This window comes from Sporolactobacillus nakayamae (assembly GCF_900113325.1).
GTDB lineage: Bacteria > Bacillota > Bacilli > Bacillales > Sporolactobacillaceae > Sporolactobacillus > Sporolactobacillus nakayamae.
On record NZ_FOOY01000023.1, the window covers coordinates 1 to 23,316 of the forward strand.

Sequence of the window (23,316 nt, forward strand, 5' to 3'; positions counted from 1 at the left end):
AGGAAATTTGAGAAGAGCTGTCCTTAGTACGAGAGGACCGGGATGGACACACCGCTGGTGTACCAGTTGTTCCGCCAGGAGCATACGCTGGGTAGCTATGTGTGGACGGGATAAGTGCTGAAAGCATCTAAGCATGAAGCCCCCTTCAAGATGAGATTTCCCATGATTTTAAATCAGTAAGACCCCTTAGAGATGATGAGGTTGATAGGTCTGGAGTGGAAGCACGGTGACGTGTGAAGCGGACAGATACTAATCGGTCGAGGGCTTAACCCAGAACTTTGGATGAATTGACAATGCTTATACTTTCGTTACCGGTTTTGAAGGCTCATGTGAGCCGGTTTTAGTCTGGCGGTCATAGCGAAGAGGTCACACCCGTTCCCATCCCGAACACGGTCGTTAAGCTCTTCTGTGCCGATGGTAATTGGGGGCTGTCCCCCTGTGAGAGTAGGTCACTGCCAGGCCTTATGGAGGATTAGCTCAGCTGGGAGAGCGTCTGCCTTACAAGCAGAGGGTCATAGGTTCGAGCCCTATATCCTCCATTTTTATGCCGGTCTAGCTCAATTGGTAGAGCAACTGAATCGTAATCAGTAGGTTGGGGGTTCAAGTCCTCTGACCGGCACTGTAACATGAGCCACTAGCTCAGGGGTAGAGCATCTGACTTTTAATCAGAGGGTCGAAGGTTCAAATCCTTCGTGGCTCACCATTTGTTTATTACTATGCGGAAGTAGTTCAGTGATAGAACATCACCTTGCCATGGTGGGGGTCGCGGGTTTGAATCCCGTCTTCCGCTCCATTATTTTTATATATGCCGGGATGGCGAAATTGGCAGACGCACAGGACTTAAAATCCTGCGGTAGGTGACTACCGTGCCGGTTCGAGTCCGGCTCTCGGCACCATTTTTAGTTTTTTGCGCCCTTAGCTCAATTGGATAGAGCGTCTGACTACGGATCAGAAGGTTGGGGATTCGACTTCTCTAGGGCGCACCATTATCGGGAAGTGGCTCAGCTTGGTAGAGCACCACGTTCGGGACGTGGGGGTCGCAGGTTCAAATCCTGTCTTCCCGATTGATATTACAAAACAATCGAGGTTTTCTCGTGGCTTTTTGTATCGTTCGTCAACGATAGTCTTGATCGTTGTGCGCATTTAAATGGGGCCTTAGCTCAGCTGGGAGAGCGCCTGCTTTGCACGCAGGAGGTCAGCGGTTCGATCCCGCTAGGCTCCACTTAATCGATAGTTCAAATCGACTGAGCGTTTGTCGATTATAAACAGTGTTTTTGATCATTGATCAAGAACACTGTTTTTTTGCATAATATTTTTTTGTGGTACAGAAAACATCTTGAAATCCCCTTTCTGGTGATCGTCAATTAAGCCGGTTGATTATTTATTTAAAATCGTTCATAATGAGTTTATAGTCAAAGTTAGTCAAAGTCAGTCAAAGTCAGGGAGAGAGGTGCCCCGATGAGAAATATTTCAGATATTATTGAGAAATATATAAAAGAGATACTTGATTCCAGCGATATTATTAAACTTAAGCGAAGTGAATTAGCCGAGAAATTCCAATGCGTTCCTTCACAGATTAATTATGTTTTGAAGACACGATTCTCAATTGAGCGAGGATATGTGGTAGAGAGCAAGCGCGGCGGAGGCGGCTACATTCAAGTGATCAAAGTTCGTCCGGTCACCGATGCCGAACTCATTGATGAAATGATCGGGTTAATTGGTTATAAGGTCACGCAGAACATGGCGGAATCCATTATTATTCATTTGCTTGAAGAGGATGTGATCAGTGACAGGGAAGCACGATTGATGCTAACGGTTATTGACCATACTGTTCTTGACATAGATATCCCTTTAAGAGATGAACTGCGCGCGAATCTTATGAGAGCGATGCTGCAATCACTCACATACAGCAGATAGAGTGGACGATGCTGATTGTGCATTTCGATACGATCTTGAAGTCCTCATCTTGGTAAATGCTTGCCTGATCGGATATAATAAGATATTAAATCTAGCTTGGATCTTTGAGACGAGGCATCGGCTTTAAATATCTTAATACCTGTTCAAAGAGGATTTGAAAAACTTATGCCGAATATAATTAATATTGATGGCATCTGAATAGTTAGCAAGCAGGTATTGAGGTTTTGGAAAACAGGTGGAGGATGATCAAAAAAACCGCTATTTGAATAGTGTACAGGTAAAAGGTTTTTTTGAAGTATTATAAATTGATTAAGGCCAGTGAATAGAGACAGCAACTAAAGGAGGCCACTATTATGATGTTTGGACGATTTACAGAACGTGCTCAGAAGGTACTCGCACTTTCTCAAGAAGAAGCGATGCGTCTCGGGCATAATAATATCGGAACAGAACATATTCTGCTCGGCCTCGTGCGTGAAGGTGACGGTATTGCTGCCAAGGCGCTGCTTGCTTTAAATCTGGATCCTGAAAAAATCCAAAAAGAAGTAGAAGCTCTGATTGGTCGTGGCAGTGACGATGTACAAACGCCTCACTATACACCGCGTGCGAAACGCGTGATTGAACTCTCGATGGATGAAGCGAGAAAAATTGGGCACTCTTACGTGGGCACTGAGCATATTTTACTTGGACTTATCCGCGAAGGAGAGGGCGTTGCAGCTCGTGTTCTTAATAATCTTGGCGTCAGCCTGAATAAGGCGCGTCAGCAAGTACTGCAGCTTCTTGGAAGCCATGAGGCAACATCCGGGAATGCTCAAGGCCGAAATTCCGCACATGCGAGCACACCGACACTGGACAGCTTGGCACGCGACTTGACAGCGATGGCAAGTGAGGGTTCGCTTGATCCGGTCATCGGACGAAGCAAAGAAATCGAACGTGTTATAGAAGTGCTCAGCCGTCGAACAAAGAATAATCCTGTTCTGATCGGCGAACCAGGTGTTGGTAAAACGGCGGTTGCCGAGGGCCTCGCACAAGAAATCGTGAATAACGAAGTACCTGAAATTCTTAGGGAAAAGCGTGTCATGACTTTGGATATGGGTACGGTTGTTGCAGGAACAAAGTATCGAGGCGAATTTGAGGATCGACTGAAGAAGGTTATGGACGAAATCCGCCAGGCAGGCAATGTCATTCTGTTCATTGATGAACTGCACACATTGATTGGAGCAGGGGGCGCTGAAGGTGCCATTGATGCTTCTAACATCTTAAAGCCGTCGCTGTCACGCGGTGAACTGCAATGTATCGGCGCAACAACTCTGGATGAATATCGTAAATATATTGAAAAAGATGCTGCTCTAGAAAGACGGTTCCAGCCTATTAAAGTCAAAGAACCAACGACAGAACAGTCAGTACAGATTTTAAAAGGGTTGCGTGACCGCTATGAAGCTCACCACAGGGTTAAAATTACCGATGAGGCGATTAGCGAAGCAGTACGTCTCTCAGATCGCTACATTTCCGATCGTTTTCTTCCGGATAAGGCGATTGATTTAATCGATGAGGCGGCTTCCAAAGTCCGGCTGCGCTCTTATACGGCCCCGCCAAATCTTAAGGAGCTTGAGCAGAGACTGGAAACAGTCAAAAAAGAAAAAGATGCGGCGGTACAAAGCCAAGAATTCGAGAAGGCCGCGTCGCTTCGTGATCATGAACAAAAATTAAAAGAACAAGTCGATATATGCAAGAAAGAATGGAAAGAAAAACAAGGCAAAGAAAATACACAGGTACTTCCGGATGATGTAGCGCTCGTCGTTGCGAACTGGACGGGTGTACCGGTTATTAAGCTTGAACAGAAAGAAAGCGCACGGCTGCTGAACATGGAATCCATCCTTCATGAGCGTGTTATTGGTCAAAATGAAGCGATCAATGCCATATCGCATGCCATACGAAGAGCGCGTGCCGGGTTGAAAGATCCTAAACGACCGATCGGCTCCTTTATTTTCCTAGGCCCAACCGGTGTCGGAAAAACCGAACTTGCACGAGCAGTCGCAGAGACATTATTTGGTGATGAAGAATCAATCATTCGAATTGATATGTCGGAGTATATGGAGAAGCACACCACTTCTCGTTTGGTAGGGTCGCCTCCAGGCTATGTCGGTCACGAAGAAGGCGGGCAATTGACTGAAAAAGTCCGTCAAAAGCCTTATTCAGTGATTCTGTTTGATGAAATTGAAAAAGCACACCCTGATGTCTTTAACATTTTACTTCAGGTGCTTGATGACGGGAGATTAACCGACTCAAAGGGAAGAACTGTAGATTTTCGCAATACGGCGATCATCATGACGTCGAACGTTGGCGCAAGTCAGTTAAAGAAGAATAAGTATGTGGGCTTCTCAGTAGGTGAAGAGGGACATGAATATAAGGCAATGAAAGAAAAGGTAATGGGCGAATTAAAACGAGCGTTTCGTCCGGAGTTTCTTAACCGAATTGACGAGATCATTGTTTTCCACGAACTGAAGAAAGATCAGCTGATGGAGATTGTGACTCTGCTGGCGAACCAATTGAAAAATCGTTTATCAAACCAGGGCATTGTCATTGAACTGACGGATGCGGCAAAAGCGCAGATCGTTGAGGAAGGCTACGATCCTGAGTATGGTGCCCGACCGCTTCGCCGCGCCCTGCAAAGACGGGTGGAAGATAAGTTATCTGAGGAGCTGCTTAAAGGGAACATCAAGAAGGGTACAAATGTCGTCATTGATTACAGCGACGGTGAGTACACGGTGAATCAGACGGAAGCAGAAGCCGTCTTGAAATCTTGATTTTTAAGCATTAAAACGATTTGTGATGATTTTAAAGAAGCCAAAGTTTTTTTTAAGCCTTGGCTTCTTTACTTATTTAGAAGCAGCAACATCTATAAATCTACAATTGGGTAGGTGATCGAATGGCAAAACTGAAAACAGTATTTCTCTGTCAAGAATGTGGTTATGAAAGTCCGAAATGGATGGGACGCTGTCCGGGTTGCCAAAACTGGAACACATTAGTTGAAGAGACGGTTCGTCCGCCTTCACCTGTTCTGGGTCAATCTAAAGGTCTTGTGAGCAAGCCGTCGCGGCTGACAGATGTTGTTCTGGAGGAAGAACCGCGGATTAAGACGGGAATGGTTGAACTCAATCGCGTGCTTGGCGGTGGTGTGGTTCCCGCCTCACTGACGCTCGTTGGCGGTGATCCGGGGATCGGCAAATCAACGCTGCTGCTTCAGACCTCCGATCAGCTTGCGCGTGCAGGGCATAATGTGCTCTATATATCCGGCGAAGAATCAGTACGGCAAACGAAGATGAGAGCGACACGTCTAGGTGTCACGTCGGATGCCCTTTATGTGCTTGCCGAAACCGATATTCGTCAAATTGAAAATCATATAGAAAGTGTTCATCCGGAAATTATGGTGATCGATTCAATCCAGACGATCTACAATTCGGATCTTTCTTCCGCCCCCGGAAGTATCTCTCAGGTTAAGGAATGTACCGCCTATCTCTTGCGCCTTGCCAAGCAGCAGGGAATCGCCATTTTTATTGTCGGGCATGTTACAAAAAACGGCGCCCTAGCAGGACCAAGGACACTTGAGCATATGGTAGATACTGTATTATATTTTGAAGGAGAGCGTCATCATACATTTCGTATTCTTAGGGCGGTTAAAAACCGCTTTGGTTCTACGAATGAAATGGGTGTGTTTGAAATGAAGGAGGGGGGACTCGTCGAGGTCGCAAATCCTTCGGAAATTTTTCTTCAAGAACGCGCTAAAGGAGCGGCGGGTTCAGCGGTAACAGCATCTATTGAAGGCACACGCCCGCTTTTGGTTGAGGTTCAGGCTCTGGTAACACCTACCAGTTTTGGGAATGCGCGACGAATGGCGGCAGGCCTAGATAATCACCGTGTGTCGTTGCTCATGGCTGTCTTGGAAAAACGGGTAGGACTTTTGCTGCAAAATCAGGATGCTTATGTTAATGTCGTTGGAGGAGTGAAACTGGATGAACCAGCAGTCGATCTTGCCGTTGCAATTAGCATCGCATCCAGTTTTAATGACTGTCCGACTCAAGTGGCTGATGCGTTTATCGGTGAGGTAGGTTTGACGGGGGAAGTTAGACGTGTCTCCCGAATCGAGCAGCGCGTGAATGAAGCATCCAAGCTTGGCTTTACACGGATTTTTGTACCCTCGAAAAATTTAGGCGGTTGGTCGCCTCCCGATGGCGTATCATTAATTGGTGTCGAATCGCTTTCTCAGGCGATTCGACTGGCACTCGGATCTAAAAAGGAAGCGATGCCTGCAACTGATTTTTTTCCTTCCGAAATCTAACAAAAACCGAATTTAGAAGGAATTAATGAACGAAATAATGGAAAAGGAACAAAATGGCAAAAAGTAAGTTTTGATTTTGGCATTTTGTCTATAATGTTTGAAGGAGGTGATTGGAAATGATAAAACGGGTTATCCAGCTATTCTTTGTTTTAATCGGTGGAACGCTAGGTTTTGTCTATATACCAAAAATAATAGTTCTATTGAATCTAGGAAGTGGAGTTCCGGGATGGATCAGTTCGCCGTTTATCGGCATGGCAATTGGCGCTGTAATCATGGCATTTTTATCCTTTTGGTTTGTGGACTCATTAGTGAACTTAATTAAAACCTTTGAGGATCGAATAATTAAGGCGCCTGTGACAGATGTTTTGTTTGGTACGGTAGGGCTTGGGTTCGGACTGATGATCGCATTCTTGATCCAGTTGCCATTCACACGCCTGCCGTATACTGGCATCAGCACAATTCTTTCGATTTTTCTCTATATCTTCTTGGGTTATTTCTTTTTTCAAGTCGGTTTTAAAAAACGAGATGAACTGATCAGCTTATTTCGGCTGCCGTCCAAATCAAAGGATAGGAAAAAGGAAGCAACATCTGATATTTCCCAGGCAACGGACTACATTCCGTACAAAATTTTTGACACCAGCGTGATCATTGACGGGCGAATCGCCGATATTTGTCAAACCCGATTTCTTGAAGGAACGATGGTTATTCCGCATTTTGTTCTTGAAGAACTGCAGCACATTGCTGATTCATCTGACGTTCTGAAACGAAATCGAGGACGCCGAGGTTTGGATATCTTGAATAAGATTCAGAAAGACCACTCGATTCATGTGGATCTTTATGAAGGGGATTATGACGACATTACCGAAGTGGACAGCAAACTGGTTCGTCTTGCAAAGGAAATCGGCGGTATTGTTGTGACCAACGATTTTAATTTGAATAAAGTTTGTGAATTTCAGAAAGTACCTGTTTTAAACATTAATGATTTGGCGAACGCTGTGAAACCGGTGGTTCTTCCGGGTGAAGAACTGCGTGTTCAGGTGATAAAAGACGGTAAAGAGCAAAATCAAGGTGTCGGCTATCTTGACGATGGGACGATGATTGTGGTAGAAGAAGGACATAGGTATATAGGCAAGACGATTGACGTCATCATTACTAGTGTTTTGCAGACATCTGCAGGCCGAATGATCTTTGCTAAGCCTAAATTGCTTGAGAAGGCGCTGTGATTAAATAAGCAGGCAGTCTTCTGAGTGCGGGGGCAATATCAGATGGACTATCAAGTAGTTGTCCTTGCCGCGGGTCAAGGCAGGCGGATGGGTGCTGGGGAAAATAAAGTGCTGCTCGATTTAGCAGGCGCCCCGGTCATTGTCCATACACTGCGCGTTTTTGAAACAGATCCGTCGTGCAAGGGGATTGTTCTTGTCACTCGGGGGGATGAGCAAGATCAATTCCACGAGCTGATTGACAAGTACCGAATAACAAAAGTGCGGACATTTGCCAAGGGCGGCAGCGAACGCCAAGAGAGTGTTCGCTTGGGATTGGAAGCGGTAAAATTAGCTCCTGATGATATCGTGTTGATTCATGACGGAGCGCGTCCGTTCATCACTCGTGAGAGTATTACCAGAGTAGCAAAAGCCGCTGCAGAATATGGGGCCTCATTATTAGCCGTTCCAGTTAAGGACACGATCAAACAAGCGACAGGTTTAAAAGTAGAGAGAACATTAGAGCGAAAAAGCTTGTGGGCGGCCCAAACCCCACAGGCTTTTCGATTGTCCGTAATCCAAGAGGCACATCAGAAAAGCGTGGAAACACAGTTCATGGGTACAGATGATGTGTCATTGGTTGAGCGGCTTGAGATGCCGGTTCAGATTGTTGAAGGAAGCTATCGTAATATCAAACTGACAACCCCTGAAGACCTGGTCATCGCTCAACTTTTTATCGAGAGAGAGGAGGAGTAGCTAATGAGAATTGGTCATGGCTTTGACGTCCACGAGTTTGCCGAGAATCGTGATTTGATCATTGGTGGTGTAACGATCCCCTATGAATTAGGATTGATCGGACATTCGGACGCAGACGTGCTGCTTCACGCGATTAGCGACGCGTTGCTGGGCGCTGTCGCGGAAGGAGACATCGGCAAGCACTTTCCAGATACGGATGAAGCCTATAAGGATGCGGATTCCAAGAAGCTGCTTGAAGAGGTTGTTGCCATCATCCGTGCCAAGGGTTTTGAGATTAGCAATGTCGACAGTGTTGTCATTGCCCAAAAACCGAAGCTTGCGCCATATATTTCGGAAATGTGCCGTGTGATTGCGGAAATCCTGAATATAGAGGTAGGACAAGTTAATGTGAAGGCGACGACAACCGAGAAGCTCGGCTTTACAGGGCGTGGTGAGGGAATTGCCGCGGAAGCCATTTGCCTGTTGGAGAAAACAGAGCGAAAATGAACTGCGAGCAAAGCAGCTTTGGCAATAGATTCAAGTTCTGCAAATTTTAACGTATTTAGTGAACAACCTTTTCGTAGAACGTGTTAAAATAAAAAAGAATAACAGAAAGTGGTGAATGCGTTGACAGAAGAAGTCAGGGTACGCTATGCGCCGAGTCCGACAGGTTTCCTGCACATCGGGAACGCGCGTACCGCAATTTTTAACTATCTATTTGCTCGTCACGCCGGCGGCAAATTCATTATCCGTATTGAGGACACCGATCAGAAACGTAATGTTGAAGGTGGAGAAGAAAGCCAGCTGACATTTTTGAAATGGCTCGGTCTTGAATGGGACGAGAGTGTCGATGTCGGCGGTGAATATGGTCCATATCGTCAAATGGAACGTCTGGATATTTATAAAAAATATTGGAAAGAACTTCTGGACAAGGGTCTCGCTTATAAATGCTACTGCACGCCTGAGGAACTTAAAGCAGAACGTGAAGAACAGATGGCAAGCGGCCATACACCTGGATACTCAGGAAAATGTCGACATCTGTCCGAAGAACAAATCGCTCACTATGAGGCTGAGGGGCGCAAGCCGACACTACGTTTCCGCATTCCTGGCGATCAGAAAATTGAATTTGACGATATTGTTAAAGGTCATGTGACTTTTGACTCGAGTGCCGTCAGTGATTTTGTGATCGTCAAGCAGAATGGCGTTCCGACGTATAATTTTGCTGTTGTGATCGATGATCATTTGATGAAGATGACTCATGTTCTTCGCGGGGAGGAACATATTTCAAATACACCAAAACAAATCCTCATGTTCCGTGCTTTTGGATGGGAGCCGCCGACGTTCGGTCATATGACTTTGATCGTCAACGAAAACCATAAAAAGCTGAGCAAGCGGGATAACAGTATTGTTCAGTTCATTGAGCAGTACAAGAACATGGGCTTTCTCCCTGAAGCACTGTTTAACTTCATTACGCTGCTTGGATGGTCGCCAAAAGGAGAAGAAGAAATCTTCTCCCGCGAAGAATTTATCAAACTCTTTGACGCTGACCGGTTGAGCAAATCGCCTGCGATGTTTGATAAATCGAAGCTTGAATGGATGAACGGACAATATATTAAGAAAATGTCTAAAGAAGACTACGTTCAGATGACGCTTCCTTATATGGTTAACGCTGGACTTATCCCGGCTGAAATGACCGATGAGCAGCGTGATTGGGCGACGCGTGTTGTGCTCTTGTATCAAGAACAACTACACTTTGGCGCGGATATTGTCAATTTATGCGATATGTTCTTTAATAAGGACGTTGTGAAGACCGATCTGACGAAGGATGAGCAGAAAATTCTTGAAGGCGAACAAGTGAAGGACGTTCTTTCTGTGTTCGATCGTGAATTAAGGGCTCTGACAGAATGGACAGCAGAAGCGATTGCACCTAAAATAAAAGTTACCCAGAAGGAAACAAAACAGCGCGGTTGGAAGCTGTATATGCCGATACGCGTGATCGCAACGGGCTCAGCACATGGGCCGGAACTCCCTGAGGCGCTGGAATTGCTCGGAAGAGATCTTGTATTGAAAAGATTGGAAAATTACCTTTCAACGGAACAGACCGTCTAATTTGTACAGGTGACTATGCGGTACTGACTGAGTGGATTTTTTTGAGAACGCGCATAATGTGTAGTAGAAAACGATGAAGAGGTTGAGTAAGTATTTGTGTCTCCCATAGCAGAGAGAACGGTCGTTAGGCTGAAAACCGTTTGGGAAGCAAATGACCGAATTGCCCCTCTGAGTTGATCGCTGAACGGAGATCAGTAGGCGAAAACGGTAGCCGCCGTTATCGGCGTATGAGTGGAGAATTTTCTCAAGCAAAGTGGAACCGCGTCAAAAGGCGTCTTTGTGTCAGTCGACACAAAGACGCCTTTTTGAACAACAATGACGTAGGCTTGTCGTTTACTTAAATCAGAATGTCGAAAATGAAGGAGGCGGAGTTCTGTGAGCGGCATTATTGCAGAGGATCTGAACAACGTGTTTGATCAAGATCCTGCAGCAAGAAGCAAGTGGGAAGTAATTATGACGTATTCTGGATTGCATGCGATCTGGTCGCATCGAGTCGCCCACTGGTTATGGAAGAAAAAGCGCTATTTTCTCGCTCGAGCTTTGTCACAATGTTCCCGTTTTTTTACAGGGATTGAAATACATCCGGGTGCTACGATTGGCAGACGCTTCTTTATGGATCACGGAATGGGTATTGTTATTGGTGAAACCTGTGAAATCGGTAATGATGTGACGCTCTTTCAGGGAGTGACTCTTGGCGGTACCGGCAAAGAAAAAGGGAAAAGACATCCGACCGTGGGCAACGATGTGTTGATCTCGGCGGGAGCGAAGGTGCTTGGCTCAATCACTATTGGAGATCATTCCAAAATTGGTGCCGGCTCAGTAGTTCTGCATGATGTCCCGCCGGATTCGACAGTTGTCGGTGTCCCTGGTCGCGTCGTGAGACAGAATGGAATAAGAGTGCACCATCATGATCTGAATCATGCAGACCTTCCGGATCCGGTCGCTGAAAAAATGCAGCAATTGGAGCGGGAAATTAATGCTTTACACATGAAAATACAGGAATTAAATACGTTACAAAAAGAGAAGGAGTGATCGAAATGACGTTAAAAGTGTATAACACGCTTACGAGAAAAAAGGAACCGTTTCATCCCATTGAAGAGAAAAAGGTTCGAATGTATGTGTGCGGACCTACAGTTTATAATTATATCCATATTGGAAACGCGCGGCCTGCGGTCGTTTTCGACACGGTTCGCAGGTATTTTGAATATCGCGGGTATATAGTAAAGTATGTGTCAAATTTTACTGACGTCGATGACCGCTTAATCAATGCTTCGAAAGAACGCCACATCTCGGTACCTGAAATCGCCGATCAGTTTATTAAAGCATACAAAGAAGATACTGGGGCGCTTAATGTTAAGACAGCAACAGTACACCCGAGAGCGACAGAAACGATGCCGGAAATCATTACATTTATCAGTAAATTGGTGGACAGCGGGTACGCCTATGCGTCCCATGGCGATGTGTATTTCAGAACGCGAAAATTTAAAGAATACGGGAAACTGTCCCATCAGTCCATTGATGATCTGAAGTCGGGAGCTCGTATTGATATCGGTGAAAGCAAAGAGGATCCATTGGATTTTGCCTTGTGGAAAGCAGCAAAACCCGGTGAAATTAAATGGGCGAGTCCATGGGGCGATGGACGACCAGGCTGGCATATTGAGTGCTCGGCGATGGTCGAAAAGTATTTAGGCGACACTATCGACATTCACGCCGGCGGGACAGATTTGACATTTCCGCATCATGAAAATGAAATTGCGCAGTCGGAAGCGCTGCACCATAAGACAATGGCCCATTACTGGCTCCATAATGGGCACATTCAGATAAATCATGAGAAAATGTCCAAATCAATCGGCAATGTGATTCTTGTTCACGATCTAATTAAAAAGTTTGATCCGCAAGTGGTCCGCTTTTTCATTCTGTCGGTTCAGTATCGTCACCCGATTAATTTCAGTGATGCACTATTGAACGATGCGGTGCAAGCTTTTGGCCGATTAGCGACAACGCATTATAACTTGAATCATCGACTGAGCCAAATGACGAATTCTGCTGGAATTAATGAAGCTCTTGTCGAAAACTATCGGAAACCATTTGTCGAAGCGATGGACGATGATTTTAATACGGCCAATGCGATCGCCGTACTTTTTGATATCGCGCGTGACGCCAATATTGCCCTTCAAAATGAAAATGCCTTGGAAAAAGACCTTAGTGCCTATGTGCAGGCTTTGACCGAACTGTCAGGCGTGCTCGGGTTGAAACTTGCAGTCGATACGGACAGTATATTGGATACCGAGGTAGATGCTCTGATCAAGAAACGCGAAACGGCGAGACAGAACAAAGACTTTGCTGTTGCCGACAGCATTCGCGATGAATTGAAAAATGCTGGCATTATTTTGGAAGACACGCCGCAGGGCGTACGCTGGAAAAGGGGACAGGAATGAGAATAAGTGGAACCAAAACCGATCCTAACCTGCTGAACAGCCTTGCGCTCGCCTATATGGGAGATGCGGTGATTGAGGTCTATGTGCGCCAAGCGATTATCTCTATGTCCGGTGTAACGAAACCTCATGCGCTCCATGTTCAGGCGGTAGACTATGTATCCGCAAAATCGCAATCCAGATTTCTTCATGAATTGATGGATGAAGAGTTTCTGACTGAAGATGAGCTGACTATTGTCAGACGGGGACGCAACGCGAAATCTCATTCAGTACCAAGGAACACCGATGTTCAAACGTATAATTTTAGTACCGGATTTGAAGCGTTAATTGGCGCGTTATTTTTTAATGACGAGCAAGAACGGATTGACGAGATTATGGAAAAAATGTTTGTTAACCATCCGGTCGAAGGGAGCGGTCATTAATGAGTGATGAATGGATCGTCGGACGGCATCCCGTTTCAGAAGCCATCAGATCGGGAAGAGAAATAAATAAAGTTTGGCTGAATAAAGAAGGCAGAGGCCTAGGCGATTTGTTGGATCTAATTAAGTCCAATGGTATCTCCGTTCAGTTTGTACCCAAACAGAAACTGGATCAATTGTCTAAATCTGCGCAGCATCAAGGAGTGGTGGCTTCCATAGCCGCCTATCGCTATGCGGAGTTGGACGACCTGTTCGCGCTTGCGGAAAGTCGAGGCGAACAACCATTTTTCATGATGTTGGATAATATCGAGGATCCGCATAATTTAGGGTCAATTTTAAGAACTGCGGATGCGTCAGGCTGTCACGGAGTGATTATTCCGAAACGACATTCTGTCGGATTGACTTCGGTAGTCGCTAAGGCATCAACGGGCGCAATTGAATATGTCCCTGTCGCGCGTGTGTCTAATCTGGCAAGTACCATGGATGTTTTGAAGAAGAGAGGTATCTGGTTTGCCGGTACCGCGGCGGATGGCAGTGAGGACTATCGCTCAGCGGATTTTTCGATACCTATCTGCCTCGTTATTGGTAATGAGGGTGCCGGTATCTCCCAACTTGTGCGCAAGAAGTGCGATTTTCTGATCAGCCTGCCGATGCGGGGCAAGGTAACATCTTTGAATGCCTCGGTAGCCGCCAGTCTATTGATGTATGAGGTGCTCAGGCACCGTGAGAAGCAAGGGTGACGTGCGATGAACGATATTCTGATTGTCGACGGCTACAATGTCATAGGGGCTTGGACCGAGCTGAAGGAACTTCAAAAAAATGACTTCGAAAGTGCTCGAAATTTGCTGATTGATAAGTTATCGGAGTATCAGGCAGTCACCGGCTGGCGCGTGATTTTAATTTTCGACGCCTATCTGATTCCCGGCAAGGAGACGAAGACGAAGAAGTCAAAAATTGAAGTCATCTATACCAAAAAAAGCGAGAAAGCGGATCAGAAAATCGAAGGACTGATTAAAAAACTGCAAAATGTTAAGACACGAATCCACGTTGCAACATCGGACATGGCGGAACAATGGGCAGTTTTTTCTCAAGGTGCTCTGAGAAAGCCTTCTCGCGAATTGATTGAAGAAATCGGCAATATTGAACGTGAAATCAAGAAAAGCACGACAAATGAACGAGCGCCGTCGTCAATCACAAAAATTTATCTTGATGAAGCGATACGAGAAAAATTGGAACAGATGCGGAGAGGTTTTTGAATATTCTTGACGATTTAAAAAATTGTAATGTATAATATTCTAACAAAAGGCATCCTAGTGCTCGGGGGGATTAAAGATGATTGGTAATCCGGTTAAGGCAAACGCTGCATTTGTTTCACTAGATGACACAGAATTATTGAAAGCGGTTCATGAAGGCAATAACCAAGCCCTGGAGTATCTCATTTTTAAATATAAGAATTTTGTGCGCGCCAAAGCAAAAGCTTATTTTCTTGTTGGGGCGGATCGCGAAGACATCATTCAGGAAGGAATGATCGGACTTTTTAAAGCGATCCGAGACTACCGGGGAGACAAGTTGGCTTCGTTTAAGGCATTCGCGGAGTTATGCATTACACGTCAGATGATTACTGCCGTCAAGACGGCGACCCGTCAAAAACACATTCCGCTTAACTCGTACGTGTCACTCGATAAACCGATCTATGACGAAGAATCAGAACGGACATTGATGGATGTGGTATGCGAAGCGGAATCAAACAACCCCGAGCAAATGCTGATCAGCCGCGAGGAATACGATGATATTGAAGAGAAGCTCTCGCGCGTTTTAAGTGATTTAGAGCGCAAGGTACTTAGGCAGTATCTTGACGGCAGGACGTATCAGGAAATCTCTGTTGATTTAAAGCGGCATGTCAAATCAATTGACAATGCGTTGCAACGTGTAAAACGAAAACTGGAACACAGCATGCATCTGGAAGAATTCAGCATATGATCAACTGAGCGCGTGATTCGTGTATTATTGACAAGCTGCAGAGCTTTGTGATAAATTGTATCTAGTATATGATGAACAACAAGAAAGGCGGATTAGCGCCTTTCTTTCTTTTACTTGCAGAAAAATGCAGCGCCCATCTCCGATTAGACAACGATCTGGAGTGAGACTGCATGTCCCAGACCCGCAACGCAACTAATTATTCAGAAGATGACCGGGGACATGAGATGCAGGTTGAATCCCATAAATCGTGTTGGAATTGCAAGACATATACGAATAGACACTGAAATAATCTGATTAGCGGAGGTAACACCTATGGCGGGCATTATCAAGGGAACCGGAAAATTTTTCCGAGACATTGTCACTGAATCGAAAAAAGTCACTTGGCCAACACGTAAAGAACTAGTGAAGTACACGGTAACTGTAATTGTGACCGTTGTCTTTTTGACGCTCTTTTTCGTTGTTATTGATCTGGGGATCTCCCAGCTTCTGCGTGTGATTACAAATCAATGATTGTTTTCCCGTGCTAATTGGTAACGGACAAGGCAATCATTTGGAGGAAAAACGATATGGAGAAGAACTGGTATGTTGTTCACACATACTCGGGTTACGAAAACAAAGTAAAAACAAACCTTGAGAAAAGGGTTGAATCCATGGGTATGGCGGATAAGATTTTCCGTATTCTTGTGCCTATGGAAGAAGAAACAGAGATTAAGAATGGTCAAAAGAAAACAGCCATGAAGAAAGTGTTTCCTGGCTACGTGCTAACGGAAATGGTGATGACCGATGATTCTTGGTATGTTGTGCGCAATACACCGGGAGTTACAGGCTTTGTCGGATCAACAGGTTCCGGTTCTAAGCCAATTCCGCTTCTACAAGAAGAAGTTGACTCAATTCTTAAACAAATGGGTCTTAAAGAGCGAGTCAGCGATCTTACCTTCGAACTTAAAGAGCAGGTCAAAGTTAAAGAAGGACCATTTGCCGACTTTATTGGAAGCGTTGAGAGCATTGATGAAGAGAAAGCCAAACTGAAAGTACATGTGAATATGTTCGGACGTGAAACACCGCTTGAACTCGACTTTAATCAAGTTAAAAAGCTCGACTAAGGGTCCTAATTTAGGAATGATCGCAAAAAGTTGTTTGATCAAACCTTGCAATTTGCGTTTGCCGATTGTATAATCTTGATGTTTGTATGATTTTATCCGATCTCACCATCGCAAGTCACACGAAGTGCAAGAAGCCATAGAGGTAATGTAGGAGTGGGAGGGGAAAACCCGTACCACAAATTGTTGTAGGGAGGTGCTCTCATGGCAAAGAAAGTAATCAAGCTAGTTAAACTGCAGATTCCAGCAGGCAAAGCAAATCCGGCTCCGCCAGTTGGTCCGGCATTGGGCCAGGCGGGCGTTAACATTATGGGCTTTTGTAAAGAATTTAACGCCCAGACATCTGATCAGGCAGGTCTGATTATTCCGGTTGTTATTTCTGTTTATGAAGACCGTTCATTTACGTTTATTACCAAAACACCGCCAGCCGCTGTTCTACTTAAGAAAGAAGCTGGTATTCAATCCGGTTCAGGCACGCCGAACACGAAAAAGGTTGCGACAATTAAACGCGACAAGGTCCGCGCGATTGCCGAAATGAAGATGCCTGATCTGAATGCGGCAAATGTTGAATCTGCGATGCGCATGGTTGAAGGAACCGCGCGCAGCATGGGTATCGTTGTCGAAGATTGATCGGTTACAGGGCGAATAAAGCAACTGTTTGATTCGCATGTTTTTTTGTTTATGGTTGGTGGGAGGTCATATGCAAACCGTTAATACCACGAAGGAGGATTTCTAATGGCTAAAAGAGGTAAAAAGTATCAAGAACAGGCTAAAGCGGTTGATCGCGCAAAAGCGTATAGCGTTGAAGAAGCAGTTAGCTTGGTAAAGAAAATCGCTTCTGCTGGATTTGATGAATCCGTCGATGTCGCTGTCCGTTTGGGCGTCGATACACGTAAAAACGACCAGCAGGTTCGTGGCGCTGTTGTACTGCCAAATGGTACGGGCAAAACGCAACGAGTACTCGTTTTCGCCAAGGGTGAAAAAGCGAAGGAAGCAGAAGCGGCCGGAGCGGATTACGTTGGTGAAGCTGAATACGTTGAGAAGATCAACGGTGGCTGGTTTGACTTCGATGTCGTTGTTGCGACACCGGATATGATGGCTCAGGTTGGTCGTCTGGGACGTGTTCTCGGACCTAAAGGTTTGATGCCAAACCCGAAAACGGGCACGGTAACTTTCGATGTTGAAAAGGCAGTTAAAGAAATTAAAGCAGGTAAAGTTGAATACCGCGCTCAGAAAGACGGAAACGTTCACGTGCCGATCGGTAAAGTTTCTTTTGAAGATGAGAAATTGGTTGAAAACTTTAAGGTGTTGGTTGAAACACTTATTAAAGTAAAACCAGCCGCGGCGAAAGGTACCTACCTAAAGAACATTGCTGTGTCATCAACAATGGGACCTGGCGTTAAGGTAGCAGTTGCATCTGTAAAATAATAACCCGGCATTGAATCATTAGGTTGACATACTACAGTAAAATCAATATAATGTTTCATGTTGTGTAAATTAAATGATTAGCCGTAGACAGCAGGGGCATCATTAGTGCTTAATTAATCCCAGCCGAGGTTTAGCAAGTTCTTGATAACTTTTTGTTTGATAGATCAAGCCCTCGTGTCTTCTGGATCGAGGGCTTTTTTGATGGGCCTAAAAGTGGGGGAAATACTGATACGGATATAACGCGAAAGAGGAGGTGCGAAGAATCATGAGTAACGAGAAAATTATAGAAGGAAAAAAGAAAATTGTTGATGAAATTTCCGGTAAATTAAAAGATAGCGTGGCAACGATTGTTGTCAACTATCGCGGCCTTTCCGTTGCGGAAGTTACGGAACTGCGTCAACAATTGAGAGAAGCAGGCGTTGACTATAAAGTGTACAAGAACACTTTTGCTCGTCGTGCGACAGCAATTGCTGGTCTTTCCGAACTCGATGATGCTTTGAAGGGACCTACAGCCGTTTCATTCAGCAAAGACGACGTTATTGCTCCGGCGAAAGTACTGTACAATTTCGCTAAAGATCATGAGGCTCTTGAAATCAAGGCAGGCGTTATCGAAGGCAAACTGACTTCTGCTGATGAAATCAAAGCTCTTGCCGAACTGCCATCCAGAGAAGGTCTTCTTTCAATGCTGGCCAACGTTCTGCAGGCTCCGATCCGCAACTTGGCATTGGGCGTCAAAGCCGTTGCCGAGAAGAAAGAACAAGAAGCTTAATCTTGAAGAAGTCATTTGAAGAAAGACACAAAGGGATGAGGACATTACTACTCTCCTTTTCACTGACTTTCTGAACATCACTAAAAGAAAAACGAAAAATGAGGAGGATTATATACAATGACTAAGGAAGAAATCATTGGTGCAGTTAAGGAAATGTCCGTTCTTGAATTGAACGATCTCGTTAAAGCAATCGAAGAAGAATTTGGTGTAACGGCAGCAGCTCAAGTTGCCGTTCAAGCAGGCGCTGGTGCTGCCGCAGCTGAAGAACAAACAGAATTTGATGTTATTCTTGCTGATGCAGGCGCTCAGAAGATTAAAGTTATCAAAGTTGTTCGCGAAATCACAGGTCTTGGTCTGAAAGATGCAAAAGCATTGGTTGACGGTGCTCCAAGCCCTGTAAAAGAAGGCGCTGCTAAGGAAGAAGCCGAAGAACTTAAAGGCAAACTTGAAGAAGTTGGCGCAAAAGTAGAACTGAAATAAGTTCTAGAAAAGGCCCGCGCTTGCGCGGGCCTTTTCTTTTTAAATAAAAATACATCTTGTGACATGCAAACGGCCGCCTATTTTTCTTCTGTTGAAGGGGATGAATCTTATGACTGAACACTATTATTCGGAGCACCCCCATGTGGAAAGCCATCCATATTCCTTAAGAGCGGTACTACGACAGCATGACTTCCTATTTACGACGGATGCGGGAGTTTTTTCAAAGAACGCAATCGATTTTGGATCTGCATTACTCATCGAAACTTTTCGTGAACCTGCAATTTCAGGTGGTTTTTTGGACATGGGGTGCGGGTATGGTCCAATAGGAATTGCCCTGTCAAAATCTTTTCCGCAGCGAGCTGTGACGATGGTTGATATTAACGAACGTGCCGTAGCCCTGGCGAAGAAAAACGCCTTGGAAAATCAAGTTGAACCGGTTGTCCTGCAGAGTTCACTATTTGAACAGGTGTCGGGCAGCTACGCCGTGATTGTCACCAATCCGCCGATTCGCGCCGGAAAACAAGTGGTCCATCAGATTTTCAGAGATGCCCATCATTATTTAAAAGAAAAAGGCGAACTCTGGACAGTCATACAAAAAAAACAAGGCGCGCCATCTGCTTTGAAGATGCTTCAATCACTCTATGGGCGCGTTGATATTGCAGCAAAGAAAAAAGGCTACTCTATTTTTTGTGCAAGAAAAGATTGACAATGAATATTGTGTATGATATTATGTCTCAATGCTAACATTGATCTTTTTGTCGGTATAGGGATCCCTATTTTTGGGAAAACTAATCACATAATTTTTGGACTGCGGTAAGCTTAGAAGTATGGTTTGCCGGTTTTTTCAATATGCTTGATTTGAGGGGTGAAATAGTTGACAGGTCAACTCGTACAATACGGACGCCACCGCCAACGCAGGAGCTACGCTCGGATTAAAGAAGTGCTGGAACTCCCTAATCTTATTGAAATTCAGACCGCCTCCTATCAGTGGTTCCTTGACGAAGGAATCAGAGAAATGTTTCAAGATATTTCTCCGGTGGAAGATTTTACGGGAAATCTTATTTTGGAATTTGTCGACTATAGTTTGGGTGAACCAAAGTATTCAGTTGATGAATCAAAATCGCGTGATGTGACGTATGCCGCGCCGCTTCGTGTTAAAGTTCGGCTAATCAATAAAGAAACAGGCGAAGTGAAGGAACAGGAAGTGTTTATGGGTGACTTCCCATTGATGACAGAATCCGGAACCTTCATTATCAACGGAGCGGAACGAGTTATTGTTTCTCAGCTGGTTCGTTCACCGAGCGTTTACTTTAATGATAAAGTCGACAAAAATGGTAAAAAAGGCTTCGGTGCTACGGTTATACCTAACCGCGGGGCATGGCTTGAATATGAGACGGATGCAAAAGATGTCGTCTATGTAAGAATCGACCGTACAAGGAAAGTGCCAGTAACGGTTCTTTTGCGTTCTCTTGGATTCAGCACGGATCAGGAGATTATTGATCTCCTCGGTGAAGATGAATATCTAAGAAACACATTGGAAAAAGATAACACCGACAGTACAGACAAGGCGCTTGTTGAAATCTATGAACGTCTGCGTCCGGGCGAACCGCCGACTGTCGAAAACGCGAAAAGCTTACTTGAAGCTCGTTTCTTCGATCCGAAACGCTATGATTTGGCGAATGTCGGACGTTATAAAATGAATAAGAAACTTCATATCAAAAACAGACTGTTCAATCAGAGACTCGCTGAGAAACTTGTTGATCCGGAAACAGGAGAAATTGTGGCTGATGAAGGAACACTGCTCGACCGCCGGACACTCGACCGTCTTCTTCCGACGATTGAAAAGAAACTGGGCTTCGTCGACTATACACCTTCGGAAGGTGTGATTGCGGGACAAACGATCCGTGTTCAGAAAATCGACGTTTACTCACCTCTTGATGAAGATAAGGGTAAAGTGGTCAGTGTTATGGGCAATTGCGTGATTGACCGATCAATCAAGCACATTACACCAGCTGATATTCTTTCTTCAATCAACTATTTCTTTGACTTGCTTCACGGAATCGGCGACACCGACGACATTGACCACTTGGGCAACCGTAGGCTCCGTTCCGTCGGTGAATTGTTGCAGAACCAGTTCCGCATTGGCTTGTCGCGCATGGAGCGTGTGATTCGTGAACGCATGTCGATTCAGGACACAAACAGCATCACACCGCAAGCGCTGATCAATATCCGTCCGGTAATTGCGTCCATCAAGGAATTTTTTGGGAGCTCTCAGCTTTCGCAATTCATGGACCAGACCAACCCTCTGGCTGAACTAACACACAAACGAAGATTGTCAGCCCTCGGACCCGGCGGTTTGACTCGTGAACGTGCCGGCATGGAAGTGCGTGACGTCCACTATTCTCACTATGGCCGTATGTGCCCGATTGAAACACCTGAAGGTCCGAACATCGGCTTGATTAACTCATTATCGAGTTATGCGCGTGTGAATAAGTACGGGTTTATTGAAACGCCTTATCGCCGTGTTGATCCGGATACAGGGAAAGTAACCGAACACATTGATTACTTGACTGCTGACGAAGAAGATAATTATGTTGTTGCACAGGCAAACGCTGAACTTAGTGATGACGGTGAATTTATGGATGATCATATTCTTGCACGTTTCCGAAGTGAGAACTTGGTTGTTCATAAAGAACGTGTCGACTACATGGACGTATCACCAAAGCAAGTTGTGTCTGTCGCATCGGCATGCATTCCATTCCTTGCGAACGATGACTCTAACCGTGCGCTGATGGGAGCGAACATGCAGCGTCAGGCCGTGCCGCTTCTTCGTCCGGAAGCACCGCTTGTCGGAACGGGTATGGAATATGTATCAGCCCGCGATTCCGGTGCTGCGATCCGTTCAAAATTCCGTGGGCGTGTCGAATACGTGTCCGCACGTGTGATCAAGATCCGTACATTGGAAAACATTGACGGTCGCGACGTTGTAGGAGATGTTGTGTCTTATAAACTCTCCAAATTTGAACGTTCGAACCAAGGAATGTGCTACAATCAAAAACCAATTGTTAAGACTGGTAATGTTGTTTCCAAAGGTGAAATTATTGCCGACGGTCCTTCCATGGATATGGGCGAACTTGCATTGGGACGCAACGTACTGGTCGGATTCATGACATGGAACGGTTATAACTATGAAGATGCCGTTATCATGAATGAACGTCTGGTTAAGGATGATGTGTACACATCCATTCATATTGAGGAATACGAATCCGACGCTCGTGATACGAAGCTCGGACCTGAAGATATAACACGGGATATACCGAATGTCGGCGAAGATGCATTGAAGAACCTCGACGACCGCGGAATCATTCGTGTCGGTGCGGAAGTACGCGATGGTGATATTCTTGTCGGAAAAGTAACGCCAAAAGGGGTTACGGAACTTACTGCCGAAGAGCGTCTGCTCCATGCTATTTTTGGTGAAAAAGCGCGTGAAGTACGTGACACATCACTGAAGGTGCCGCATGGCGGCGGCGGCATTGTGCACGATGTCAAGATTTTCACACGGGAAGCGGGAGATGAACTGCCGCCGGGCGTAAATGAGCTTGTCCGCGTGTATATTGTTCAAAAGCGTAAGATTCACGAAGGAGATAAAATGGCCGGACGCCACGGAAACAAAGGTGTCATTTCTAAAATCCTTCCTGAAGAGGATATGCCGTTCCTGCCGAGCGGCCGTCCTTTGGACATCATGCTTAACCCGCTGGGTGTGCCTTCCCGTATGAATATTGGTCAGGTGCTTGAACTTCACCTGGGTATGGCTGCCCGTGAAATGGGCATTCACATTGCAACGCCAGTATTTGACGGTGCTCGTGAAGAGGATGTATGGAGCACCCTTGAAGAAGCCGGACTTTCCCGAGACGGCAAGACCGTTCTTTATGATGGTCGTTCCGGTGAGCCGTTTGATAACCGCGTATCGGTTGGCGTTATGTATATGATCAAACTAGCGCACATGGTTGACGACAAATTGCATGCGCGTTCAACCGGACCTTACTCGCTCGTTACACAGCAGCCGCTTGGCGGTAAAGCGCAATTCGGCGGTCAGCGATTTGGTGAAATGGAGGTTTGGGCGCTTGAAGCATATGGAGCAGCTCACACACTTCAAGAAATCCTTACTGTTAAATCGGACGACGTTGTTGGACGTGTGAAAACCTATGAATCCATTGTCAAAGGTGAGAATGTTCCTGAACCGGGTGTTCCTGAATCGTTTAAGGTACTCATCAAGGAACTGCAAAGCCTTGGTATGGATGTTAAGGTTTTGGATGGCGACCACTCAGAGATCGTCATTAAAGAGCTTGAGGATGAAGAAGAGACACTTGACGACAGCCTGAATGTACAAGTCTGAGTTCTATGAATCA

General features: G+C 45.4%; 21 protein-coding genes, 8 tRNA genes, 2 rRNA genes and 2 other annotated features. All 31 genes read left to right on the forward strand.

What is annotated here, in order from left to right; translation table 11 throughout:
• Positions 1 to 273 (forward strand): 23S ribosomal RNA (locus tag BM003_RS13740); the annotation flags it as partial.
• Positions 274 to 344: 71 nt separating this feature from the next.
• A 5S ribosomal RNA gene (rrf, locus tag BM003_RS13745) occupies positions 345 to 461 on the forward strand.
• A 5-nt stretch (positions 462 to 466) separates the two neighbouring features.
• Positions 467 to 539, forward strand: a tRNA-Val gene (locus tag BM003_RS13750).
• A 7-nt stretch (positions 540 to 546) separates the two neighbouring features.
• A tRNA-Thr gene (locus tag BM003_RS13755) sits at positions 547 to 619 on the forward strand.
• A 9-nt stretch (positions 620 to 628) separates the two neighbouring features.
• Positions 629 to 703, forward strand: a tRNA-Lys gene (locus BM003_RS13760).
• Between the two features lie 15 nt (positions 704 to 718).
• A tRNA-Gly gene (locus BM003_RS13765) sits at positions 719 to 793 on the forward strand.
• A 14-nt stretch (positions 794 to 807) separates the two neighbouring features.
• Positions 808 to 896: transfer RNA gene (locus tag BM003_RS13770), tRNA-Leu, on the forward strand.
• A gap of 13 nt (positions 897 to 909) precedes the next feature.
• A tRNA-Arg gene (locus BM003_RS13775) sits at positions 910 to 986 on the forward strand.
• Positions 987 to 990: 4 nt separating this feature from the next.
• A tRNA-Pro gene (locus BM003_RS13780) sits at positions 991 to 1,064 on the forward strand.
• An 85-nt stretch (positions 1,065 to 1,149) separates the two neighbouring features.
• A tRNA-Ala gene (locus tag BM003_RS13785) sits at positions 1,150 to 1,222 on the forward strand.
• A gap of 236 nt (positions 1,223 to 1,458) precedes the next feature.
• On the forward strand, positions 1,459 to 1,917 hold the full coding sequence (locus tag BM003_RS13790) for a CtsR family transcriptional regulator (protein ID WP_093674053.1): 459 nt from the start codon (positions 1,459 to 1,461) through the stop codon (positions 1,915 to 1,917).
• 353 nt (positions 1,918 to 2,270) lie between these two features.
• Complete coding sequence (clpC, locus tag BM003_RS13795; RefSeq protein WP_093674055.1) at positions 2,271 to 4,721, forward strand: ATP-dependent protease ATP-binding subunit ClpC; 2,451 nt, start codon at positions 2,271 to 2,273, stop codon at positions 4,719 to 4,721.
• 122 nt (positions 4,722 to 4,843) lie between these two features.
• Positions 4,844 to 6,253, forward strand: a complete 1,410-nt coding sequence (radA, locus tag BM003_RS13800) for a DNA repair protein RadA (protein ID WP_093674057.1) — start codon at positions 4,844 to 4,846, stop codon at positions 6,251 to 6,253.
• 116 nt (positions 6,254 to 6,369) lie between these two features.
• Positions 6,370 to 7,476, forward strand: coding sequence for a PIN/TRAM domain-containing protein (locus BM003_RS13805; RefSeq protein WP_093674059.1), 1,107 nt, complete (start codon positions 6,370 to 6,372; stop codon positions 7,474 to 7,476).
• Between the two features lie 42 nt (positions 7,477 to 7,518).
• A complete protein-coding gene (gene ispD / locus BM003_RS13810; protein WP_093674061.1) occupies positions 7,519 to 8,208 on the forward strand; it encodes a 2-C-methyl-D-erythritol 4-phosphate cytidylyltransferase in 690 nt (229 codons plus the stop codon).
• 3 nt (positions 8,209 to 8,211) lie between these two features.
• Positions 8,212 to 8,694, forward strand: coding sequence for a 2-C-methyl-D-erythritol 2,4-cyclodiphosphate synthase (gene ispF, locus BM003_RS13815; RefSeq protein ID WP_093674063.1), 483 nt, complete (start codon positions 8,212 to 8,214; stop codon positions 8,692 to 8,694).
• A 120-nt stretch (positions 8,695 to 8,814) separates the two neighbouring features.
• A complete protein-coding gene (gene gltX / locus BM003_RS13820) occupies positions 8,815 to 10,296 on the forward strand; it encodes a glutamate--tRNA ligase (protein WP_093674065.1) in 1,482 nt (493 codons plus the stop codon).
• A 64-nt stretch (positions 10,297 to 10,360) separates the two neighbouring features.
• Positions 10,361 to 10,578 (forward strand) — a binding site (T-box leader).
• Positions 10,579 to 10,680: 102 nt separating this feature from the next.
• Positions 10,681 to 11,328 carry a serine O-acetyltransferase EpsC gene (gene epsC / locus BM003_RS13825; RefSeq protein ID WP_425441054.1) on the forward strand — a complete coding sequence of 216 codons (648 nt, stop codon included), beginning with the start codon at positions 10,681 to 10,683 and terminating at the stop codon, positions 11,326 to 11,328.
• A 5-nt stretch (positions 11,329 to 11,333) separates the two neighbouring features.
• Positions 11,334 to 12,734 carry a cysteine--tRNA ligase gene (cysS, locus tag BM003_RS13830; RefSeq protein WP_093674069.1) on the forward strand — a complete coding sequence of 467 codons (1,401 nt, stop codon included), beginning with the start codon at positions 11,334 to 11,336 and terminating at the stop codon, positions 12,732 to 12,734.
• Complete coding sequence (locus tag BM003_RS13835; protein ID WP_093674071.1) at positions 12,731 to 13,153, forward strand: Mini-ribonuclease 3; 423 nt, start codon at positions 12,731 to 12,733, stop codon at positions 13,151 to 13,153. Before cysS ends, BM003_RS13835 begins: the two co-directional genes overlap by 4 nt.
• Positions 13,153 to 13,890 (forward strand): 23S rRNA (guanosine(2251)-2'-O)-methyltransferase RlmB, encoded by a 738-nt coding sequence (rlmB, locus tag BM003_RS13840; RefSeq protein WP_093674073.1) that lies wholly within the window; start codon positions 13,153 to 13,155, stop codon positions 13,888 to 13,890. The genes BM003_RS13835 and rlmB overlap by 1 nt, the downstream gene beginning before the upstream one ends.
• 6 nt (positions 13,891 to 13,896) lie before the next feature.
• Positions 13,897 to 14,406 carry an NYN domain-containing protein gene (locus BM003_RS13845; RefSeq protein ID WP_093674075.1) on the forward strand — a complete coding sequence of 170 codons (510 nt, stop codon included), beginning with the start codon at positions 13,897 to 13,899 and terminating at the stop codon, positions 14,404 to 14,406.
• Between the two features lie 76 nt (positions 14,407 to 14,482).
• Complete coding sequence (gene sigH, locus BM003_RS13850; RefSeq protein ID WP_093674077.1) at positions 14,483 to 15,130, forward strand: RNA polymerase sporulation sigma factor SigH; 648 nt, start codon at positions 14,483 to 14,485, stop codon at positions 15,128 to 15,130.
• A 312-nt stretch (positions 15,131 to 15,442) separates the two neighbouring features.
• Positions 15,443 to 15,640 carry a preprotein translocase subunit SecE gene (gene secE / locus BM003_RS13855; protein ID WP_093674079.1) on the forward strand — a complete coding sequence of 66 codons (198 nt, stop codon included), beginning with the start codon at positions 15,443 to 15,445 and terminating at the stop codon, positions 15,638 to 15,640.
• 56 nt (positions 15,641 to 15,696) lie between these two features.
• Positions 15,697 to 16,233 carry a transcription termination/antitermination protein NusG gene (gene nusG / locus BM003_RS13860; RefSeq protein WP_093674081.1) on the forward strand — a complete coding sequence of 179 codons (537 nt, stop codon included), beginning with the start codon at positions 15,697 to 15,699 and terminating at the stop codon, positions 16,231 to 16,233.
• Between the two features lie 201 nt (positions 16,234 to 16,434).
• The gene (gene rplK, locus BM003_RS13865) at positions 16,435 to 16,860 is read left to right on the forward strand and encodes a 50S ribosomal protein L11 (protein WP_093674083.1); all 426 of its coding nucleotides are present in this window, start codon (positions 16,435 to 16,437) and stop codon (positions 16,858 to 16,860) included.
• Positions 16,861 to 16,965: 105 nt separating this feature from the next.
• Positions 16,966 to 17,658, forward strand: a complete 693-nt coding sequence (gene rplA, locus BM003_RS13870) for a 50S ribosomal protein L1 (protein WP_093674085.1) — start codon at positions 16,966 to 16,968, stop codon at positions 17,656 to 17,658.
• A 63-nt stretch (positions 17,659 to 17,721) separates the two neighbouring features.
• Positions 17,722 to 17,867, forward strand: a sequence feature (ribosomal protein L10 leader region).
• Between the two features lie 56 nt (positions 17,868 to 17,923).
• On the forward strand, positions 17,924 to 18,427 hold the full coding sequence (rplJ, locus tag BM003_RS13875) for a 50S ribosomal protein L10 (RefSeq protein ID WP_093674087.1): 504 nt from the start codon (positions 17,924 to 17,926) through the stop codon (positions 18,425 to 18,427).
• A 117-nt stretch (positions 18,428 to 18,544) separates the two neighbouring features.
• Complete coding sequence (gene rplL, locus BM003_RS13880; protein ID WP_093674089.1) at positions 18,545 to 18,907, forward strand: 50S ribosomal protein L7/L12; 363 nt, start codon at positions 18,545 to 18,547, stop codon at positions 18,905 to 18,907.
• A 109-nt stretch (positions 18,908 to 19,016) separates the two neighbouring features.
• Positions 19,017 to 19,613, forward strand: a complete 597-nt coding sequence (locus BM003_RS13885; RefSeq protein ID WP_093674091.1) for a class I SAM-dependent methyltransferase — start codon at positions 19,017 to 19,019, stop codon at positions 19,611 to 19,613.
• 168 nt (positions 19,614 to 19,781) lie between these two features.
• Positions 19,782 to 23,303, forward strand: coding sequence for a DNA-directed RNA polymerase subunit beta (rpoB, locus tag BM003_RS13890; RefSeq protein ID WP_093674093.1), 3,522 nt, complete (start codon positions 19,782 to 19,784; stop codon positions 23,301 to 23,303).
• Positions 23,304 to 23,316: the final 13 nt, after the last annotated feature.

Excerpts from the sequence above, each read along its gene's own strand:
- BM003_RS13845 (WP_093674075.1), top strand. The coding sequence starts at position 13,897 with ATGAACGATATTCTGATTGTCGACGGCTACAATGTCATAGGGGCTTGG.
- clpC (WP_093674055.1), top strand. The coding sequence starts at position 2,271 with ATGATGTTTGGACGATTTACAGAACGTGCTCAGAAGGTACTCGCACTT.
- cysS (WP_093674069.1), top strand. The coding sequence starts at position 11,334 with ATGACGTTAAAAGTGTATAACACGCTTACGAGAAAAAAGGAACCGTTT.
- nusG (WP_093674081.1), top strand. The coding sequence starts at position 15,697 with ATGGAGAAGAACTGGTATGTTGTTCACACATACTCGGGTTACGAAAAC.
- rplA (WP_093674085.1), top strand. The coding sequence starts at position 16,966 with ATGGCTAAAAGAGGTAAAAAGTATCAAGAACAGGCTAAAGCGGTTGAT.
- secE (WP_093674079.1), top strand. The coding sequence starts at position 15,443 with ATGGCGGGCATTATCAAGGGAACCGGAAAATTTTTCCGAGACATTGTC.
- ispF (WP_093674063.1), top strand. The coding sequence starts at position 8,212 with ATGAGAATTGGTCATGGCTTTGACGTCCACGAGTTTGCCGAGAATCGT.
- ispD (WP_093674061.1), top strand. The coding sequence starts at position 7,519 with ATGGACTATCAAGTAGTTGTCCTTGCCGCGGGTCAAGGCAGGCGGATG.
- BM003_RS13885 (WP_093674091.1), top strand. The coding sequence starts at position 19,017 with ATGACTGAACACTATTATTCGGAGCACCCCCATGTGGAAAGCCATCCA.
- BM003_RS13805 (WP_093674059.1), top strand. The coding sequence starts at position 6,370 with ATGATAAAACGGGTTATCCAGCTATTCTTTGTTTTAATCGGTGGAACG.
- rplJ (WP_093674087.1), top strand. The coding sequence starts at position 17,924 with ATGAGTAACGAGAAAATTATAGAAGGAAAAAAGAAAATTGTTGATGAA.
- rplL (WP_093674089.1), top strand. The coding sequence starts at position 18,545 with ATGACTAAGGAAGAAATCATTGGTGCAGTTAAGGAAATGTCCGTTCTT.
- rplK (WP_093674083.1), top strand. The coding sequence starts at position 16,435 with ATGGCAAAGAAAGTAATCAAGCTAGTTAAACTGCAGATTCCAGCAGGC.
- radA (WP_093674057.1), top strand. The coding sequence starts at position 4,844 with ATGGCAAAACTGAAAACAGTATTTCTCTGTCAAGAATGTGGTTATGAA.
- BM003_RS13835 (WP_093674071.1), top strand. The coding sequence starts at position 12,731 with ATGAGAATAAGTGGAACCAAAACCGATCCTAACCTGCTGAACAGCCTT.
- rlmB (WP_093674073.1), top strand. The coding sequence starts at position 13,153 with ATGAGTGATGAATGGATCGTCGGACGGCATCCCGTTTCAGAAGCCATC.
- BM003_RS13790 (WP_093674053.1), top strand. The coding sequence starts at position 1,459 with ATGAGAAATATTTCAGATATTATTGAGAAATATATAAAAGAGATACTT.
- sigH (WP_093674077.1), top strand. The coding sequence starts at position 14,483 with ATGATTGGTAATCCGGTTAAGGCAAACGCTGCATTTGTTTCACTAGAT.